A 17,392-nucleotide genomic window follows, 5' to 3' on the forward strand; every position below is an offset into this window, starting at 1 on the left:
AGGGGCGAACAAGCCTGCAAAACGCCTTGCCAATCGCCAATAAATCAATATATCATGATTTATGGATATAAATTTCGCATTAGCGGCCTTCGGCGCTCTTAGTCAGAAAACACGATTGGACGTCTTCCGTCTTTTGATCAAGGCCGGGCCGGACGGGATGAGCTCGGGAGAAATTGGAGAGGTTTTGGGTGTCCGGCAAAACACCATGTCCGCGAATCTCAGCGTTCTGCTTCAGGCAGGGCTCGTGAAGAACGAACGGGAAGGCCGCAGCATCCGCTATTTCGCGAATATGGACCGGACGCGCGATCTTCTGACGTTTCTGCTGGCTGATTGTTGTGGTGGCCACCCGGATTTATGCGCGCAAGTCATGGAAATCGTGACCTGCCAAGCCGAGACAACGTCAAATGTAGACCATTGGGAAAGTTCGTAATGTCAGATAAAGCCTACAATGTTCTCTTTCTGTGTACGGGCAATTCCGCCCGCTCGATTATGGCCGAGGCGATCCTGAACCGCGACGGCAAGGGCCGTTTCAAGGCCTATTCCGCGGGCTCAACGCCCTCCGGATCTGTGCGGCCGGAAGTTTTGGCGCTCCTTGGAAAGATGAATTACAAAACTGAAGATGCCCGCTCAAAGAGCTGGGACGAATTCGCGACCCCGGACGCCCCGGAAATGGATTTTGTCTTTACGGTCTGTGACAATGCGGCCAAGGAAAGCTGCCCGGTTTGGCCTGGGCAGCCGATGAGTGCGCATTGGGGTGTGCCCGATCCTGTGGCGGTGGAAGGCAACGAGACCGAGCAGCAATTGGCTTTTGCCGAGGCTTTCCGGATGTTGAGCAACCGGATTTCGATTTTTACAAGCTTGCCATTGACGTCGCTCGATAATTTGTCCCTGCAGAAAAAGCTGGACGAGATCGGCAGCGCCACCTGAACCAAATTATTCGGCCGGGGCGTCTCCACGGTGTGCCGGCCGGAATGTTACAAGCGCAAGCGCCAGAGTGATGATCGCGCAAGCGGTGATCGCCCCCGTCAGCGGCAAGGCGGTTCGATCAAAAAACGGTGTGCAGAGGCCGATCATCACACCGCCGGCCACCATCTGCAGCGTGCCGCCGAGTGAGGATGCCATCCCGGCATGTTCGCCATGGTCTTCAAGAGCCATGACCATCGCAGGAGCAATAACCTGCCCCAGAAACGAGTTGGCAACGAAAAGCAGTGCCATCAGAACCGGAAGACCGTCTATTCCCGACCAGACCAGGATGAACAGTGTGGTTGTTGCCACAGTGAAACCGCCCACACCCACAAAGGCGACGCGTGTCATGCCGTAGCGTTCGCCCAAGGGGGCGGCGAATTGCGATGAGGCAAAGAAACCGACCGCATTGATGGCAAAGACGATGCTGAAACCGGTCGGTGTGAGCTCATACTGGGTCATGTAAACCAGCGGTGCGGCGGCAATGAACACAAAGAAGCTCGCCAATGCAAATCCGCCAATCAAAGTCAGTCCCAAAAAGCGGGCGTCACCGAAGAGATAAATCGTGCTGCGAACCAGGGCAGTTGCATCAATCTTGCTGCGCCGCTCGGGCGGCAGCGTTTCTGGCAGCTGGAAAAAGATCATCACCATCGATGCGAAAGCCAGAACGCCAAGGGTCAGAAATATCAGCCGCCAGCTGCCAAACGTGATGAGTAAACTGCCAGCCAGTGGTGCCAGCATCGGCGAGACGCTGAAGACCAGCATGACCAGCGCCATAAGCCGGGTTGCTTCGGTCCCGGTATGCAGATCGCGCACAACGGCACGGACGATCACCATAGGCGCGCCTGCTCCAATCGCCTGAACCAGCCGGCCGAGTGTCAAGGCGTCAACGTCGGCAGCCCAGGCGCACATCAAGGACCCGATAATATAGACGACAAGCCCGAGAAACACGGGCAGGCGGCGGCCATAGCAATCGGCAAGGGGGCCATAGATCAGCTGCGCCAAACCGAACGCGATGAAATACACGGTGAACGTAAACTGGACAGCAGCATCGTCCGTGTTCAGATCAGCCACGATCTGCGGCATGGCCGGCAGGTAAAGGTCAATGGCAAAGGGACCAACCACGGCCAAAAGGCCCAGCACAATGGCTGAGCGGACAAATCCAATAGACATGAAAATCCAATCTCAAAGTGCCTGGCAGAAAGATGATGGCCGGGAGCGCCAAGAAACACTTATACAATCCGCTTGTCGAGCAGTTTTCAGAAACGATGGTTTTGCGACCGGGAGTTCTGGACTTCGGCCGGGCTTCCGTCGATGCAATCGTAATTGGAATGAATCGTCTGTTTTTGCTGTAGCAGTGTACCGCTGGGCACTCCGGCGGCATTGAGTTTGTGAGGGTGGGGCACTAGGTTCAGCCTCACTCTGTCTAATGGGAAACCGTCAATGCTTTACGCCCTGATCTGCACCGACAAACCTGGTGCCCTGCAAACACGTCTCGATAACCGCGAAGCACATCTCGCTTTCTTGAAAGGCATGGGAAATGGCCTGAAGGCAGCTGGACCTTTTCTGGATGACGATGGCAACATGACCGGGTCCCTTGTGGTGATTGAAGCAGCCAACCGGGATGAAGCGCTTGCGATCTCCGAGGAAGACCCGTACGCAAAAGCCGGTTTGTTTGAGAGCGTTGAAATCCGACCCTGGAATTGGGTCGTGAAAAACCCGGAGAATGCATAAGTGCAGTACTGGTTGATCAAATCCGAACCGGACAAGTGGTCTTGGGAGCAGCAAAAAGCCAAGGGCGATGCCGGTGAACAATGGGACGGCATTCGCAATTATCAGGCGCGCAACAACATGCGCGCCATGGAGATTGGCGATAAAGCCTTCTTCTATCACTCCAATATCGGCAAGGAAGTCGTCGGTGTTGTTGAGGTCTGCAGCGAGATCCATCCAGACACAACAACGGATGATCCACGTTGGGAATGCGTGGACTTCAAGGCCGTGTGCGACATGCCGAACCCGGTGACACTGGCACAGGTAAAGGCGGAGCCGCGTTTGGAAAAAATGTCCCTGGTGACCTCCATGCGTCTGTCGGTTCAGCCCGTCACGGAAGAGGAATGGAAGATCGTCTGCGAAATGGGCGGAATGTCCAAGCCAGCCTGATCCGACACCCGGTTTTTGGAAACGCTTTTGGCCCGAATTACCGATCCTGAAAAGTTTATCCGGGAAGAAACCCGGATACGGCCCGTGCCGCATGCGGAAGAGATCTCTCTTCATGTTGCAGATGAGGCGATGGATCTTTGGCAAAAAACCGAAGAGGAGCTTGGCGAGCTTGGTCTTGATCCTCCCTTCTGGGCGTTTGCCTGGGCCGGAGGTCAAGGTCTTGCCCGCTATGTGCTCGATCATCCTGAAGTGGTTTATCAGAAGCGCGTGTTGGATTTTGCGTGCGGGTCTGGTCTTGTTGCCATTGCGGCAAAAATGGCAGGTGCGGGCACTTGTCAGGGGGTCGACATTGACCCATTTGCCATCGCGGCGTCCCGGATTAATGCGGACTTGAATGGCGTGGTTGCAACGTTCGCTGAGGGAGATATCACCCGGTCTTCCGTTCCGGATGTTGATGTCGTGTTTTGCGGGGACGTGTTTTACGACCGACACATGGCCGATCAGGTTATGACATTCTTGGACGCGCTGATTGAGGCCGGAATCGAGGTTTATGTCGGTGATCCGGGCCGGTCTTATCTGCCGAAGGAACGGCTCAAGGAGCTGGCGGATTACCAAGTGCTTGTTGTTGGCCAGCTGGAGGACAATGAAATAAAGAACACACACGTCTACAAGGTGGCGGAAAAACAATCCTGAAGTCCGGTCCCTGCACGGATATCCTTGCCAAACCGTTCGCATGTGTGACATTTTCCACCGGCTGACATTCTCTTCCGCTTTGGCTGCAGAACATGCGCTGTTGCGGACACCCCTACATAACTGAAGTTTTTCCAAGGAGTTCTTCATGCCCATCGTAAACCGTCTCGCAGATCTGGCTGACGAGATCACAGCGTGGCGCCGCGACTTTCACGAAAATCCGGAAATCCTCTACGAAACGGTCCGCACGTCCGGCAAGGTTGCCGAGCTCTTGGAAAGCTTCGGTCTGGATGAAGTCGTCACTGGCATCGGCAAAACCGGTGTTGTCGGCGTGATCAAGGGCAAGAATGGCGGTGCTGGCAAGACGATCGGACTGCGCGCAGACATGGATGCACTTCCGATCGAGGAAATCACCGGAAAACCCTACGCTTCCAAAGTCCCGGGCAAAATGCATGCGTGCGGTCATGATGGCCACACCGCGATGCTTCTGGGCGCTGCAAAGTATCTGTCAGAAACCCGCAATTTTGACGGCACGGTTGTTGTGATCTTTCAGCCGGCCGAAGAAGGCGGCGCCGGTGCAAAAGCCATGATCGATGATGGTCTGATGACCCGTTGGCCGATCGATGAAGTTTACGGCATGCACAATTTCCCGGGTATGCCGGTTGGCGAGTTCGCGATCCGCAAAGGACCGATCATGGCGGCGACCGATGAGTTCCGGATCGTCATCACGGGGCGTGGTGGTCATGCGGCCAAGCCACACGAAACCATCGATCCGATCGTGACCGGCACAAACATGGTCAACGCGCTGCAGACGATTGCAAGCCGGAACGCCAATCCGCTTGATTCCGTTGTGGTGTCGGTCACCGTGTTCAATGGCGGCAATGCTTTCAACGTGATCCCGCAGGAAGTCACCTTGCGCGGAACCGTAAGAACCTTGAGCCCGCAGATGCGGGATCTGGCAGAAGAGCGCATGAACAAGATTGTTGCTTCTGTTGCCGATGCATTTGGTGCCACCGCCGAGCTTACTTTCCTGCGCGGCTATCCGGTTACGGCCAACCATGATGAGCAGACAGATTTTGCTGCCGGCATTGCCGAGACGATCGCAGGAGAAGGCAAGGTCAATCGGTCCATCGACCCGATGATGGGCGGTGAGGATTTCTCATTCATGCTGGAAGAGCGTCCGGGGGCCTTTATCTTTGCTGGCAACGGCGACAGCGCCGGGCTTCATCATCCGGCCTATGATTTCAATGACGAACTCATCCCTGTTGGTTGTTCCTATTGGGTGAAGCTGGTTGAAACGGCGATGCCGCGCGCAGCCTGATCATATGTGCTAGAAAACGCCGGAGTTACTCCGGCGTTTTCATTTCAGGTTCCTGCCGTGTCCTTTCTGTCGTCTCGCCTGCCGATCATTCCGACCTACGTCCTTGTTGGCGCTATTGTCGGTGTTCTTGTCATTCACCCGCTCAATCTGGTGGTGGTTTGGTGGGAACTGGCGCGTTTTTCGGAAACGGCGCCTCTCCTCATTGAGTTCTTGAACGCCCGTTTGTGGTTTGTGCTTCTGCCCCGTCACTGGGATGTCGCAGTTGCCTACACACTTGTCGGAGCCATCGTTGGTCTCGCCTTCGGTGTCTTCACCCGCAATTACCTGCAGGCCAGCGAGGCCTACAAATCCCTACGCGAGGAACAAATCGCGCTTGTTCCGCAACTGATTGCGCAAGGTGAGACCGACCGGGTCGAGTTCAAGTCGTCGCTGCGGTGGGACGTTCAGGAAAACAGGATCAATCGCGGGCTGGAGAAGGTGATCGCCAAAACGATTGCCGGGTTTTTTAACGCAAAGGGCGGACATCTGATCGTTGGTGTCGATGATGATGGCAAACCGCTTGGCCTTGCCAAAGACCTGGCCACCCTTCGCAGCCCGGATCACGATGCCTTCGAGCGAACAGTCAACGATATCGTCTCGAAGAACCTTGGAGGTGATTTATGTCCCTATATTCATACGGTTTTTTCTAGTGTTGGCGGGGAAGATGTTGCGATGATCATCATCCGGCCGGCACCGCGCGCTGTGTACCTCGAAGAAGGCAAATCATCGATTTTTTATGTGCGCAGTGGCAACTCCACACGCCAGCTCGATGTTCGCGAGGCGCTTAATTACGCAAACACACGGTGGTCGTGACAGCGTGAGCCTGATTGATCTCCTCATTCCGCAAGACCTGTCTGCGCTTGCAACGCTGCTGCTGATCGCTTGCAGCTTCTTTACATCCGCTTTGACGGCTGCCGTCGGTTTGGGCGGGGGCATCGCTCTGATCGCAATCATGGCGCTGGTTATGCCTTTGAATGCCCTGGTTCCCGTGCACGGCGTTGTCCAGTTCGGTTCCAATGCAGGCCGGGCACTGGTTCAGATCAAACATGTCGATTGGCTGATTGCGGTTTGGTTCGCAATTGGAGCTGCGGCAGGCGCGGCACTGGGAGGCTCAATCGCAGTTCAGTTGCCGGCGGCTATCTTGAAAGCAGGGATCGCCCTGTTTGTCGTCTGGGTGGTTTGGGGCAAGCCGCCGAAGTTGGGCGGTATGAAAAAACGGGCCATGGCCGGTGCCGGTTTTGCCTCGACGTTCCTCTCCATGTTTTTCGGTGCCGCAGGGCCGATTGGCGGATCCGTGCTGTCCACACTCGGTCTCACCCGCCACCAATTCGTGGCGAATCAAGCGATCACGGCCATGATGATGCATGTCTTCAAGATCGTTGCATTCGGCCTTCTGGGATTCGCATTCGCACCCTGGCTGGGTCTGATTGTTGCGATGATCGCCAGCGGATTTCTCGGAACGCTTGCAGGCAGCCAACTGCTTGGGCGGATGAATGAGCAGGCCTTCAAAAAAGGGTTTCGATGGGTCATGACGGCTCTTGCGCTGAACCTGATGCTTCAAGCTGTAGGTGTTCTGTAATAGGCCGTTTTTGCGAACCCTGCTGCCTACGCTGATGGCCGTTACAGTCAAAAATTAACGGCGTGGAAACATCGCGTTCCAAAAAACGCATTCGCTTCGGAACTCAAACCGAATAGTGTCAATTTTAACAATCTCAACCTATTGGATTGAAATGCTTTTTTGTCGGCGTAACCAACTGATAACCAACAAGTAATTTCGCCGTCTAAGTTACACACTTTCGCTGAGACGCATGGATAAGCTTCGGTCGTCAACACCTTGAAAAACAAGGCTTACTTTATGACGGCACAACCGATGTTTGCCCCATTAATGAATGGATTTCCAAGCGTGCACGCGTTTCTTGAAAGCGCAGAGACGCTTCTGGATTATGCGTTTCAGCCCATTGTCGACGCGCATTCTGGCGATGGGTACGGGTTCGAAGCGTTGCTGCGCAACGTGGGGCAGCTCGGATTTCAAACGCCTTGCGATGTCTTTGACTTTGCAGCAGATACCGGGGTCCTGGTCGAGCTGGAGTGTCTTTTGAGGAAAAAGGCAATCCGGAAGTTCGTCGCCATGCCCAATCGAGGCAAGACCAAACTGTTCCTCAACGTCGATGCCCGCTTGTTGGATGTCGAGGGCTTTTTGTTCGAAGAGACCCGGCTTCTGCTGGACGAAGGTGATCTATCCGCCGCGCAGATTATCCTGGAGGTCAGTGAAACCGGGGACGTCAATGAGACGTGCCGGTTGAATGAGTTCACCAAACGCGGGCGCGAACTCGGGTTCGGTTTTGCCATCGACGACTATGGCCGCGGATACGCGCAGTTGAAATCCTTGTATGAGGTCGAGCCTGATATTCTCAAGGTGGACCGGTTCTTCATCCAGTCAATCAACACCGATTCGCGCAAGCGGTTGATGGTGAAAACCGTCGTCGATATCGCTCATGTCCTTGGTATGCGCGTGGTCGCAGAAGGTGTTGAGACCACGCAGGAACTCGCGGTTTGCAAGGCAATCGGCTGCGACTTGATCCAAGGGTATCTGGTGTCGCGGCCGTTCCAGGATCTGGAAGACGCCGAAATCCGTTATCCGGTTGTGGCCACAGCTGTGAAACGGACGCCAATGATGCCGCGGGACGACGCTGATCTGGTGGCCCGGGAGATCCGGCCGTTGGTGCCGCTTCAGGACAATGCACGGATGGAGGAAGTCCTCAATCTGTTGCGGGCCGGCCGGGCCAATCCTTTCATTCCAGTGATCAATTCGAGCGGCGAACCCCGCGGTCTGATCCGGGAAAAGGATATCAAGACGTTTGTTTACATGCCGTTTGGCCGGGATCTGCTGCTCAACCCGGTGATGAGCAACAGCCTGACAGCGTTTACGCACCGGTGTCCGGTGGCCAACGTCAATACGCCGCTTGATCAGCTCGTTGCGATGGTCGCGGATGAAGATGATGAGGCCGGCGGCATCATCATCACCAAGAATGGCAAATACAGCGGATTCCTGACAACGACATCCTTGCTGAAGATTTCAAATGAAGTCCGGATGCGGGCGGCGGAAAACCAGAACCCGCTGACCAAAATGCCGGGCAACGCGCTGATCATTCAGTATGTCCAGAACGATGCCCAGAGCCCGGATATTGAGCGGTCGTTTTGCTATCTCGATTTCGATAACTTCAAACCGTTCAACGATGCCTACGGCTTCACCCTTGGAGACCGGGCGCTGCTGCTGTTCTCCGAATTGATGAAGCGCATGGCAACCAGTGAGAACGTCTTTGCCGGCCATATTGGCGGGGACGACTTTTTCATTGGTGCCCGCGGGCGGACGTCGGAAGAAATGCGGCGCATGGTCTATGATCTGCAGGAAGAATTCCGCCACCAGGCGGAGAGCCTCTACGATCCGGCGGACCGGCTTCAGGGATACATCGAGGCGTCTGACCGTCATGGCATTCCCAGGAAGTTTCCGCTTCTGCGGTGTTCGGCGGCCATCTTGCACCTGCCGGTCGGCCTGAGTGTGGACCGTAAGGACATCTTGGGCCGCCAGATCGCAAGCCTGAAAAGCGAAGCGAAGGGCAATCCGGTCGGGATTGCCGAAGCAACGCTCGGACAACTAGTTGCGACGTCCGCACATTTATAATGCTGGTGCGGTTCCTAACGTGGAAGACCAATATGGGGAAGGCTGTCGAGCCGTCGCCAGATCTGTGACTTGCAGACAATTACGGCACAGCCTTTGACCTGTAATGTATCGAGATTAATCATCTGTATGTCACTGCGGAAGACCTGATTTTTTCCTGGGATTGCGATTTCTCCGCGCCGCCAGCCAGAGCCGTCAAACCGAAAGCCCCAAAGCATTTTCATGCCAAGATGTTGTTGGCTTTGTGGGCTCCAGATCCATATCAGCGTCCCGCATAACTCGGTTGGAGGTTGGTTACAAGAATGCAGTTTGACGACAGCACCATAACCTTCCGAGACCCAGGAACCGGAAAGGCGTTCTAGCTCCGCCGCGGATTGGTCAGCATCGGCGCTCGGGCTGGTGAGACATGCCGCTATCATCACTGCTGCGCCCAGGCCCAACCGTTTCAATATGGGTCGAGCGGTCGACTTTTCTCCAACAGTTTCTAACGAAGAAAGGGACGTTCTAGTAGCTGCAAAATGCTTCAGGTAATCCGGGTGTTCCGTACCCATCAATCGGTCCCAGAAGGTAAAGTAGAGGCCGAAATTCCAATTGGGTGACGCATGGTGGAGGTCATGGTGTGTCACCGTCGTTAGCCAATCGAAGAAGGGGCGCCCTGATTTTGCAGAAGGAAACAGTTCCACACCGCAATGACCTATCGTGTTCCGCACGATCATGTGGATGGAAAACAAGAACAACGCAAGATATGAAACCGGCAGCAGGAGGATTACTAGGGGCGTGTAAAGGCCATGGAGGGCTGCTTCGCCGATGTTAAACGCAAACGCAGTAAAGGGCGTCGGCTTGAAGCTTCGGTGATGGAGATGATGCCATCTCCGGTAAAGCCTCTTGTCGTGCAGCAGCCGGTGGATCCAGTAGAACCAAGTGTCGTGTCCAACAATAAGAATGGCAACGGAAAGAAAAAAGTAGGGCCACCCATAGGTATCGGGATCTTGGTGAACTTGAGCCCAGCCCATCTTGACCGCCCAGACCGCGGCCAGGCTGATGCCGGCAAAGACTAGGACCGACCGGGCCGAGGTCAGGATTTCCCGACGTATTTGTCCTTTTGGCGGCTGATCGGACCGGATCCTACGGCGCAGCGCAAGAGGCCTCAGACCGCTGTTGAGAAGAACGTGAAGCCCGGTAGCGGCGAGAATGTAGCGCATGAACTCTGTACTGGCGAGTTCGACGAATAGGGTGGAAGTTTGAAGAAACGTCTCAGACGATGGGAACATGATCGACCTCCGGTGAGTTTGTGATGGAGGTCGTGTGCTTGCTTCTATCAGTGCATTCGCGCCGGATTCGAAATCAGTTCATTTTTTTCGAAATCTGCATGGATTTTTCGGAAACGGCTAGCCCTGCGGCGCGGTAGTCGGTGGGTGTTACGCCAAATTTTGCCTTGAACGCTCGATTGAAAGGCCCGACGGATCCGTAGCCAAGGTCGAGCGCGATTTGTAGGATCTGGTCACGCGCATGATTTGGCGAATTCAGGATTTGCGCAGCCTGCGTTAGCCGGTAGCTGTTAAGGAAGGCGGAGAAATTTCGGTATCCCAAGCCCTTGTTTATAATTCGGCGTAGGCGATGTTCCGGAATGCCTAGTCGTTCGCCCAAGCGGCCCACGGTCAGATTTTCTTCTCGAAAACCGCCATCCTCCATGTGGCGATTTAGTTGTTCTAGCTCGATACGGTCTGCAGGTGATTGTAGGGCGTCTTCCGATGAACTTGGCAATGTTGATACGTGGTCGGACCGTCGGGAGCTCGTTGCGAACAGCGATATGTTCGCGGTCAACCCCCACAGCGCAAATCCGAAGGCCATTGAGCCCAAAATGAGAACCTGCAGATCCACCAGTACTCTAGGCAGTGGAAGCCAGATCTGTGAGATTTCGACCGTTGTTGTAACGAGAGAAATCACCGGAACAAGAGTGGTAATGGCTACTCGAAACGCACGCCGCTTGGATACGAGATCTCCTTGCCAGTCGCGGATTGCCAGGTAAACCACGTGGAATAGTGTGAAATAGATCGTGCCTGCATGAACCAGAGTGGCCGTATTGTGGATCAATCCATCTTTCAATGGGATCTTGATGACAAGGCAGGCCGCGATCAGAAACGCCGGTATTGCATCTTTAAGTTTTAGCCTAAAATTGTCGTCGAAAAGGGCTCGTGCGAACAGCCAAAACGCTACGGGACCAAATGAAGCGATAACCCCAAGCGCAAGCTGGCCGGGTCCAAAAAGAGCATGAGAACTGGGCGAAGAGGCCAGCGAGTAACACGCGGTTATGAGTACAAAAATGGCGCCGAGGCGAGCTGTTAAACTGTTATCGCGTAAGAGCCATAAAACGCCAAGCAAGAGGCAAATGGCAGAGGTTCCACCTCTCAGCGCAAATTCGATGGCGAGTGGCATGTCGGCTTCTGCGTTCCTTTACCGCGTGATAGTTTGCGCTTGACCTTTCCGTAGGCCTTGCTTGAGTTCTTTGCAACATCCCGTGCCTTGCCAGAGAGCGGCAAGCGCGGTAACCCAACGCCATCTGTTTCTATAATTTGCGGGATGGTACGCCAAATGGGCTCTCAAAACTTGCTGCTTTTGCCGGGTGACGGCATCGGCCCAGAAATCATGGTCGAAGTGAAAAAGGTCATTGCCTGGTTCAACGCCAAAGGCGGCATGACTTTTGAAACCGACGAAGGTCTTGTGGGCGGGTCCGCCTATGATGCACATGGTCAATCCATTTCCGAAGAAGACATGGCGAAGGCCATGGCAGTAGATGCTGTGATCTTCGGTGCGGTGGGCGGTCCGAAGTGGGACAATGTGGCTTATGATGTCCGCCCGGAAGCCGGTCTTCTGCGCCTGCGCAAGGACATGGAGCTGTTTGCCAACCTGCGCCCGGCGATCTGTTATCCGGCACTTGCCGATGCATCATCGCTCAAGAAGGACGTGATCGAAGGCCTGGACATCCTGATCGTTCGGGAACTGACCGGCGGCGTCTATTTCGGGGAGCCGAAGGAAATCACCGATCTCGGCAACGGTCAGAAACGCGGTGTCGATACGCAGGTGTATGACACCTACGAAATCGAGCGCATTTCCAAGGTCGCATTCGAGCTGGCACGCACCCGGGACAACAAAGTCACGTCCATGGAAAAGCGGAACGTGATGAAGTCCGGTGTCCTGTGGAACGAAGTCGTGACACAGACCCACAAGAACGGCTTTGAAGACGTCACTCTGGAGCACATGCTGGCGGATGCCGGTGGCATGCAGCTCGTGCGCTGGCCGAAGCAGTTCGACGTGATCGTCACTGATAACCTGTTCGGCGACATGCTGTCAGATGTGGCGGCCATGTTGACCGGGTCCCTCGGTATGTTGCCGTCCGCATCTCTCGGGGCGCCGGATGCCAAGACCGGCAAGCGCAAGGCGCTTTATGAGCCGGTCCACGGCTCTGCTCCGGACATTGCCGGCACGGGCGCCGCCAACCCGATTGCGATGATCGCATCCTTCGGAATGGCTCTGCGCTATTCCTTTGAGGAGGTTGCAGCGGCTGATCTTCTGGATAAGGCCATCGCCAACGCTCTGGACAAAGGCCTTCGCACCAAGGACATCGCAGCTGAAGGTGAAGCGACCGTATCGACTGCCGAAATGGGCGATGCCATCGTAGCCGAACTGGACGCTCTTAAGGGCTAATCAAATCCCTGTTTGCACCCAAGGCCGTCACCGGGTATCCCGGTGGCGGCTTTTCCTTTGTTTGACCTGAGACTGTTATGATCGAAGACAAAATCGCTCCGTTTCTCGGTACCTGGATCCTTGATTCTGAGGCCAGCGAATTCGAGCAAGGCGATCCGCCCAAAAGTGCGACACTGAAGATCGAAGACAATTTCGGCATGGCGGTCTTCACCATGAACCAGGTTTCAGCTGATGGGGATGTCACCAACGACAGCTTTGAAGCCGTTCCCGATGGGCCCGAGGTCAAGCTCGGGAAAAGCGGTTTGGTCGATGCCATGCGGCTGGTCTTTGCAAATGACCGCAATTTGGTGTCCGAAGCCCGGCGCGGTGGCCTCACGATCATGAAGGCGGAGCGGGAGCTTTCCGAAGATGGGAGAACCCTCACCGTGACCCAGACCGTGCACCTCGTCGACGTCGCGAGCTTTACAAACGTGTCGATCTACCGCCGCGCGCAATAGGTTCCGGGAATCAGTTCCGGTGGTGGTCGATTGTTGCTTGCCTCCAATGTTTTCGGAATTCTTGGCGGACAATTTCAACTTACCCGAAATTATATCGACCTCGCTGAGGTCTTTCGGTTGCGTCTTTGCGGAAATATGCCTAGGTTGCATAAAAATTAGACGACACAATCAGTGATTTAATCACGTGTTAACTGTACTCACCAACCCTCGCGTGTAATTGAGGAGGGTTCCATGTGGGATCGGTTGTCCATTCGTTTAAAGATTCCAGCTGCAATAATGGGCTTTGCGCTGGCCGTTGGTGCGGGCATTGGCCTGAGCAGTTATTTTTCTGCATCCAGCGAAATTCAAGAGCTGACAAAGAATCGATTGGAGGCGATTGCCACCAACCGTGTCAGCGAGCTCACCGATTATCTGCACACCATCGAAACGGATCTGAAGCTCGTCAGCACTCTTCCCTTTGCACACGATGCCTTGTCGGCCTTTAACGATGCCTGGCAAGAGATTGAAGGGGATCATACGGAGATCCTGAAGGCCGCCTACATTCGCGACAATCCGCACCCGCTTGGAGAAAAACATCTCCTTGATTCAGCTGGTCGCGATACCGCCTATGATGCCGCCCACGGAGAGTTTCATCCCTGGTTCCGGAAATTTCTACTCGAACGCGGTTACTATGACGTCTTCCTGTTCAACACGAACGGCGACCTGATCTATACGGTCTTCAAGGAAGAAGATTACGCGACCAACTTCAAGGCGGGTGGTCCGTGGTCTGATACGGATCTTGGACGGGCATTCCATGCGGCAAATGATGGGCCGGCGGATGCGATTCACTTCTTTGACTTCGCTCCTTACGGACCAAGCCATGGCGCACCGGCCAGTTTCATCTCCATGCCGATGATCGAAGATGGAGAGAAAACCGGTGTTCTCGTTTTCCAAATGCCGATCGACCGGATCAATCAACTGATGAACCGGTCTGCCGGATTGGGGGACAGCGGCGAAACGCTGATTGTCGGAGCGAACGGGTTCCTGCGGAACAATTCCAGGTTCACGAATGAGAACGACATACTTGAAACCCAATTCCAAACCGAAGCGTCGGATGCGGCCTTGAATGGCCAGACGAAAGTCATGATCGGTCCGGCGCACCGGGATGGGCGTTTCATTCAAGTCGGCAAGTCTTTTGAGTACCAAGGTGTGACATGGGCGGTTTTGGCAATGCAGTCCGAAGCCGAAGCGATGACGCCATTGGCCGATCTCAAGTTCTGGATGGCGATTGCGGGTGTTGTCTTGTTCGTCTTTGCCGGAGTGGGCGGATATCTACTCGCGTTGACCTTCACGCGCCCGCTTGGACAATTGATCCGCAATATTCGTGACCTGATTGACGGTCGCCTCGACACCGTGATCGAAGATGACGACCGGGCGGACGAGCTCGGAGACATGAAACGGGCGATGAAGGTGTTTCGTGACAATGCCCTAGAGGTGAAGCGGAGCGAGACCGCTGCTGAGGAACGCCGGGCCCTTGAAGACGCCCGTAGGACAGAGATGGACCGGCTGGTCAATCGTTTCAAAACTCAGATCTCCGACATCCAGTCACAATTGACGCGGCAAACGGACGTGATGAGCACGACGTCGAAAACGCTGGTGGGGATCGCAGAGGCCTCTTCAGTATCTGCTGATGGAGCGCTCGCAGCGGCGCGGCTGTCTGATGATAGCGTGCAGTCGTCGGCTTCTGCTGCCGAGGAGCTCAGGATTTCCATTCAGGAGATCAATCAACACACGACCCGCGCATTGAGCATCACCCGCGGGGCTGCGGAGACGGCAAAATCGACGGATACCGATGTCAAGGAGCTCGCCGGAACGGCGGAAAAAATTGGCGACGTCATCAACATGATCCGGGACATTGCAGAGCAAACCAATCTTCTTGCGTTAAACGCGACGATAGAAGCCGCCCGTGCTGGTGAGGCCGGGAAAGGTTTTGCCGTTGTGGCGGCCGAGGTGAAGGAATTGTCGACACAAACCGCCAAGGCAACGGACGAAATTTCGTCGCAGGTTGCAGCTGTTCAGTCGTCCACCAACCGCGCGGTTGAAGCGATCCAGTCCATCGGACAACACATGGATACGGTTGAAGAGGTGACCGCGGGGATCGCCTCCGCGGTCGAGGAGCAAGGCGCCGCAACGGGTGAAATCAGTGAGGCCATGGCGCGTGCGGCCCAAAGCAGTCGAAGCGCCACTGAAAACGTCAATGTCCTGCAGGACGCCATCACGGAAACACGCGGCAGTTCCAATGAAGTTGAAGAGCTCAGCCGGGTCTTGGCGGATGTAAGCAGTTCCTTGAGTGAGGCGGTCAACGGTTTCTTGAACAACGACATCTGGGAGAACGGCCAAGACAAGGCAGCCTAATCCAGGCAGGCCGCAGCAGGTTAGGGGTGAGAACTCCTTTGGACGCTTGCAGATGCGGCGTTGGAAATGACTGTTGCCCGTGATAGCGGTGCGAGCCCCCGTAACCGCAGGATAGCGTCTTCATGAAACAGTTTCTCAGCGCCGTGTCACTTCTCGTACCGGACTATGACGAAGGTCTGGAGTTCTATGTCAATGTGCTCGGTTTTCAGTTGATTGAAGATACAGAATTGGAGCCTGGCAAGCGCTGGGTTCTCGTCGCTCCTCCTGGTAGCGCGGAAACGCGGCTTCTCCTGGCCAAGGCAGATGGGCCGGAGCAGCAGGCAGCCATCGGCAACCAGACCGGCGGGCGGGTGTTCATGTTTCTAGCGACCGATGACTTCGATCGGGATTACGCCGCTATGTCGAAGAAGGGTGTCCAGTTTCTGGAGGCCCCGCGACGCGAACCTTATGGCACAGTGGCGGTGTTTCAGGATCCATTCGGAAACAAATGGGATCTGATCCAGCCAGCGTGAGGCCTGGGTCTTCAGCCGGACTGCATTGAGGCAATTGCCCGGCGCATAAATTCCAGAAACTGCGCGGTTTCCTCTTCTGTTAAATCGTCCAACGCAACGGCGTTTTGAGCCATGGCGGCATCGATCGCATCGTCCTTGAGTGCACGCGCTTTAGGTGTCAGATGGATGCGCTGAACGCGGCCGTCTTCGTCACATGGTTTGCGTATGACGAGGCCGTCGCGCTCCATACGCGACAAGGTGTTTGCAAGCGTTGCCTGTTCAATGTCGAGCGCGGCGACCAGGTCTTTCTGCGTCTGGCCTTCCTTCTGCCAAAGAGCGAGAAGTGCTGGGAACTGGCCTGTCGCAAGCCCCAGCGGTTTGATCCGCCGTTGAAGGCCGGACGCAAACAGGCGCGCCATATGATTTGCCAGGTAGCCGGCTGAAGAATTTTTTTCAAATGCCATGCCTTGCATATACGATACATAGCATACTATATAAATAAATATAGCTTGCTATTTAATGGAGATCGCAAATGCTCAGTAAACGAACCAGACGCACTCTCGCCGCTGCCACATCGGCTCTTTCAATCTCTTCCCAAGCTCCAGCGCAGGAGATGCCGCCCGAAGAACCGGTCACACTCATCAACGCGTTTGAAGTGCCAGCGGACCAGGTGGAAACAACGATTGAAGGATGGAGGTCCGCACGAGCTTTCCTGGAGACACAGCCGGGTTACATCGAAACCCAGCTTCACAGATCAATCATGCCGAAAGCGAAATTCCAGCTTGTGAATGTTGCAAGGTGGGAGAGCGCCGATGACTACGCCGCGGCAATCAAAAAGTACCGTGAGAGCGGTGCTGCAGGCGCGCTCAAGGGAACTGTGTTTCATGCAGCTCTCTATGTGCCGATCGAACAGGAGGACGGGTCATGATGGTTCGAGCCGTTTCGAAAACCCGAACCCTTCACTGGTTGATTGCAGTGTTCGTGGCGTTGGCGCTTGCGACGGGCTACATGGCGCAGCAGATACCATCCATGAGCGGTGAGTTCCTAAGGATCCATCTCGCGGCTGGTTTGCTCGCCGGATTGTTGTCGTTGATGCGTTTAGCCGTCTGGCTGGTTGCAGGAGGACAGGCTTCGACGATTGGGCATCAATCAAAAGGGATAGATTGGGCCGGAAAGATGGTTCACGGCTTTCTGCGCGTTCTGCCCGTAATTCTTCTGGTGAGCGGGGTGGGCATATTGGTTTTGACAGGCGCTGCGCCCGAGATCCTGAGCGGCAATGTTCCCGACCCGGACCTTCTAGCCCAGGCTCCGCCGCAATCTTTGCATCATCGAGCGGCATTTGCCTTTTGTGTTTTGATAATGGGGCATGTTGCTGCAGCTCTTTGGCATAGACTTTCCCGGCAGGGCCGGAAACCGGAACAAGTGCCACAAAGTGCAATCTCTTGAAGACAAG

Annotated in this window: 19 protein-coding genes; 15 read left to right on the top strand and 4 right to left on the bottom strand. The window is 55.1% G+C overall.

Annotated features, from left to right (window positions below):
• Nucleotides 1-61 precede the first annotated feature (61 nt).
• Together ACQY4Z_RS14120 and ACQY4Z_RS14125 are read left to right on the top strand one after the other, a co-directional pair.
• Nucleotides 62-430, top strand: a complete 369-nt coding sequence (locus ACQY4Z_RS14120) for an ArsR/SmtB family transcription factor (RefSeq protein ID WP_428522250.1) — start codon at nucleotides 62-64, stop codon at nucleotides 428-430.
• Nucleotides 430-927: an arsenate reductase ArsC gene (locus ACQY4Z_RS14125; protein ID WP_428522252.1), complete on the top strand. Its 498-nt coding sequence runs from the start codon at nucleotides 430-432 to the stop codon at nucleotides 925-927. Before ACQY4Z_RS14120 ends, ACQY4Z_RS14125 begins: the two co-directional genes overlap by 1 nt.
• 6 nt (nucleotides 928-933) lie before the next feature.
• Here ACQY4Z_RS14125 and ACQY4Z_RS14130 read toward each other — a convergent pair whose 3' ends face one another.
• Nucleotides 934-2,136 carry a multidrug effflux MFS transporter gene (locus tag ACQY4Z_RS14130; protein ID WP_428522254.1) on the bottom strand — a complete coding sequence of 401 codons (1,203 nt, stop codon included), beginning with the start codon at nucleotides 2,134-2,136 and terminating at the stop codon, nucleotides 934-936.
• Nucleotides 2,137-2,406: 270 nt separating this feature from the next.
• Between ACQY4Z_RS14130 and ACQY4Z_RS14135 the strand changes: the two genes are divergently transcribed.
• From ACQY4Z_RS14135 to ACQY4Z_RS14165, 7 genes are all read left to right on the top strand, one after another.
• Nucleotides 2,407-2,697, top strand: coding sequence for a YciI-like protein (locus ACQY4Z_RS14135; RefSeq protein WP_133952273.1), 291 nt, complete (start codon nucleotides 2,407-2,409; stop codon nucleotides 2,695-2,697).
• Nucleotides 2,698-3,123 (top strand): EVE domain-containing protein, encoded by a 426-nt coding sequence (locus tag ACQY4Z_RS14140; RefSeq protein WP_133952271.1) that lies wholly within the window; start codon nucleotides 2,698-2,700, stop codon nucleotides 3,121-3,123.
• A 27-nt stretch (nucleotides 3,124-3,150) separates the two neighbouring features.
• Entirely contained in the window at nucleotides 3,151-3,816 is a 666-nt protein-coding gene (locus ACQY4Z_RS14145) for a class I SAM-dependent methyltransferase (RefSeq protein ID WP_428522257.1), read from the top strand.
• Between the two features lie 145 nt (nucleotides 3,817-3,961).
• Nucleotides 3,962-5,134 (top strand): M20 aminoacylase family protein, encoded by a 1,173-nt coding sequence (locus ACQY4Z_RS14150; RefSeq protein WP_428522259.1) that lies wholly within the window; start codon nucleotides 3,962-3,964, stop codon nucleotides 5,132-5,134.
• Between the two features lie 57 nt (nucleotides 5,135-5,191).
• Entirely contained in the window at nucleotides 5,192-5,986 is a 795-nt protein-coding gene (locus ACQY4Z_RS14155) for an AlbA family DNA-binding domain-containing protein (RefSeq protein WP_428522261.1), read from the top strand.
• Between the two features lie 4 nt (nucleotides 5,987-5,990).
• Complete coding sequence (locus tag ACQY4Z_RS14160; protein WP_428522263.1) at nucleotides 5,991-6,752, top strand: sulfite exporter TauE/SafE family protein; 762 nt, start codon at nucleotides 5,991-5,993, stop codon at nucleotides 6,750-6,752.
• Nucleotides 6,753-7,076: 324 nt separating this feature from the next.
• The gene (locus tag ACQY4Z_RS14165; protein ID WP_428522265.1) at nucleotides 7,077-8,855 is read left to right on the top strand and encodes a GGDEF domain-containing protein; all 1,779 of its coding nucleotides are present in this window, start codon (nucleotides 7,077-7,079) and stop codon (nucleotides 8,853-8,855) included.
• 14 nt (nucleotides 8,856-8,869) lie between these two features.
• On the opposite strand, the gene ACQY4Z_RS14170 is transcribed toward ACQY4Z_RS14165, so the two are convergent.
• Together ACQY4Z_RS14170 and ACQY4Z_RS14175 are read right to left on the bottom strand one after the other, a co-directional pair.
• A complete protein-coding gene (locus tag ACQY4Z_RS14170) occupies nucleotides 8,870-10,123 on the bottom strand; it encodes a sterol desaturase family protein (RefSeq protein WP_428522267.1) in 1,254 nt (417 codons plus the stop codon).
• Nucleotides 10,124-10,196: 73 nt separating this feature from the next.
• A complete protein-coding gene (locus ACQY4Z_RS14175; protein WP_428522269.1) occupies nucleotides 10,197-11,288 on the bottom strand; it encodes a helix-turn-helix domain-containing protein in 1,092 nt (363 codons plus the stop codon).
• Nucleotides 11,289-11,444: 156 nt separating this feature from the next.
• Here ACQY4Z_RS14175 and leuB point away from each other — a divergent pair, with 156 nt between their 5' ends.
• The 4 genes from leuB to ACQY4Z_RS14195 all read left to right on the top strand — a co-directional run bounded on the left by leuB (nucleotide 11,445) and on the right by ACQY4Z_RS14195 (nucleotide 15,960).
• Nucleotides 11,445-12,557 (top strand): 3-isopropylmalate dehydrogenase, encoded by a 1,113-nt coding sequence (gene leuB, locus ACQY4Z_RS14180; RefSeq protein WP_428522271.1) that lies wholly within the window; start codon nucleotides 11,445-11,447, stop codon nucleotides 12,555-12,557.
• 77 nt (nucleotides 12,558-12,634) lie between these two features.
• Nucleotides 12,635-13,054 (top strand): hypothetical protein, encoded by a 420-nt coding sequence (locus tag ACQY4Z_RS14185; protein WP_428522273.1) that lies wholly within the window; start codon nucleotides 12,635-12,637, stop codon nucleotides 13,052-13,054.
• A gap of 231 nt (nucleotides 13,055-13,285) precedes the next feature.
• Complete coding sequence (locus ACQY4Z_RS14190) at nucleotides 13,286-15,448, top strand: methyl-accepting chemotaxis protein (RefSeq protein WP_428522275.1); 2,163 nt, start codon at nucleotides 13,286-13,288, stop codon at nucleotides 15,446-15,448.
• 122 nt (nucleotides 15,449-15,570) lie between these two features.
• A complete protein-coding gene (locus ACQY4Z_RS14195; protein WP_428522277.1) occupies nucleotides 15,571-15,960 on the top strand; it encodes a VOC family protein in 390 nt (129 codons plus the stop codon).
• Nucleotides 15,961-15,971: 11 nt separating this feature from the next.
• On the opposite strand, the gene ACQY4Z_RS14200 is transcribed toward ACQY4Z_RS14195, so the two are convergent.
• Nucleotides 15,972-16,412: a MarR family winged helix-turn-helix transcriptional regulator gene (locus tag ACQY4Z_RS14200; RefSeq protein WP_428522279.1), complete on the bottom strand. Its 441-nt coding sequence runs from the start codon at nucleotides 16,410-16,412 to the stop codon at nucleotides 15,972-15,974.
• Between the two features lie 59 nt (nucleotides 16,413-16,471).
• Here ACQY4Z_RS14200 and ACQY4Z_RS14205 point away from each other — a divergent pair, with 59 nt between their 5' ends.
• A complete protein-coding gene (locus tag ACQY4Z_RS14205) occupies nucleotides 16,472-16,867 on the top strand; it encodes an antibiotic biosynthesis monooxygenase family protein (protein WP_428522281.1) in 396 nt (131 codons plus the stop codon).
• A complete protein-coding gene (locus tag ACQY4Z_RS14210) occupies nucleotides 16,864-17,385 on the top strand; it encodes a cytochrome b (RefSeq protein WP_428522283.1) in 522 nt (173 codons plus the stop codon). The genes ACQY4Z_RS14205 and ACQY4Z_RS14210 overlap by 4 nt, the downstream gene beginning before the upstream one ends.
• The last annotated feature ends 7 nt before the right edge of the window (nucleotides 17,386-17,392 follow it).

The sequence above is a fragment of the Roseibium sp. genome (assembly GCF_965276855.1).
In the GTDB taxonomy this organism is placed as follows: Bacteria; Pseudomonadota; Alphaproteobacteria; order Rhizobiales; family Stappiaceae; genus Roseibium.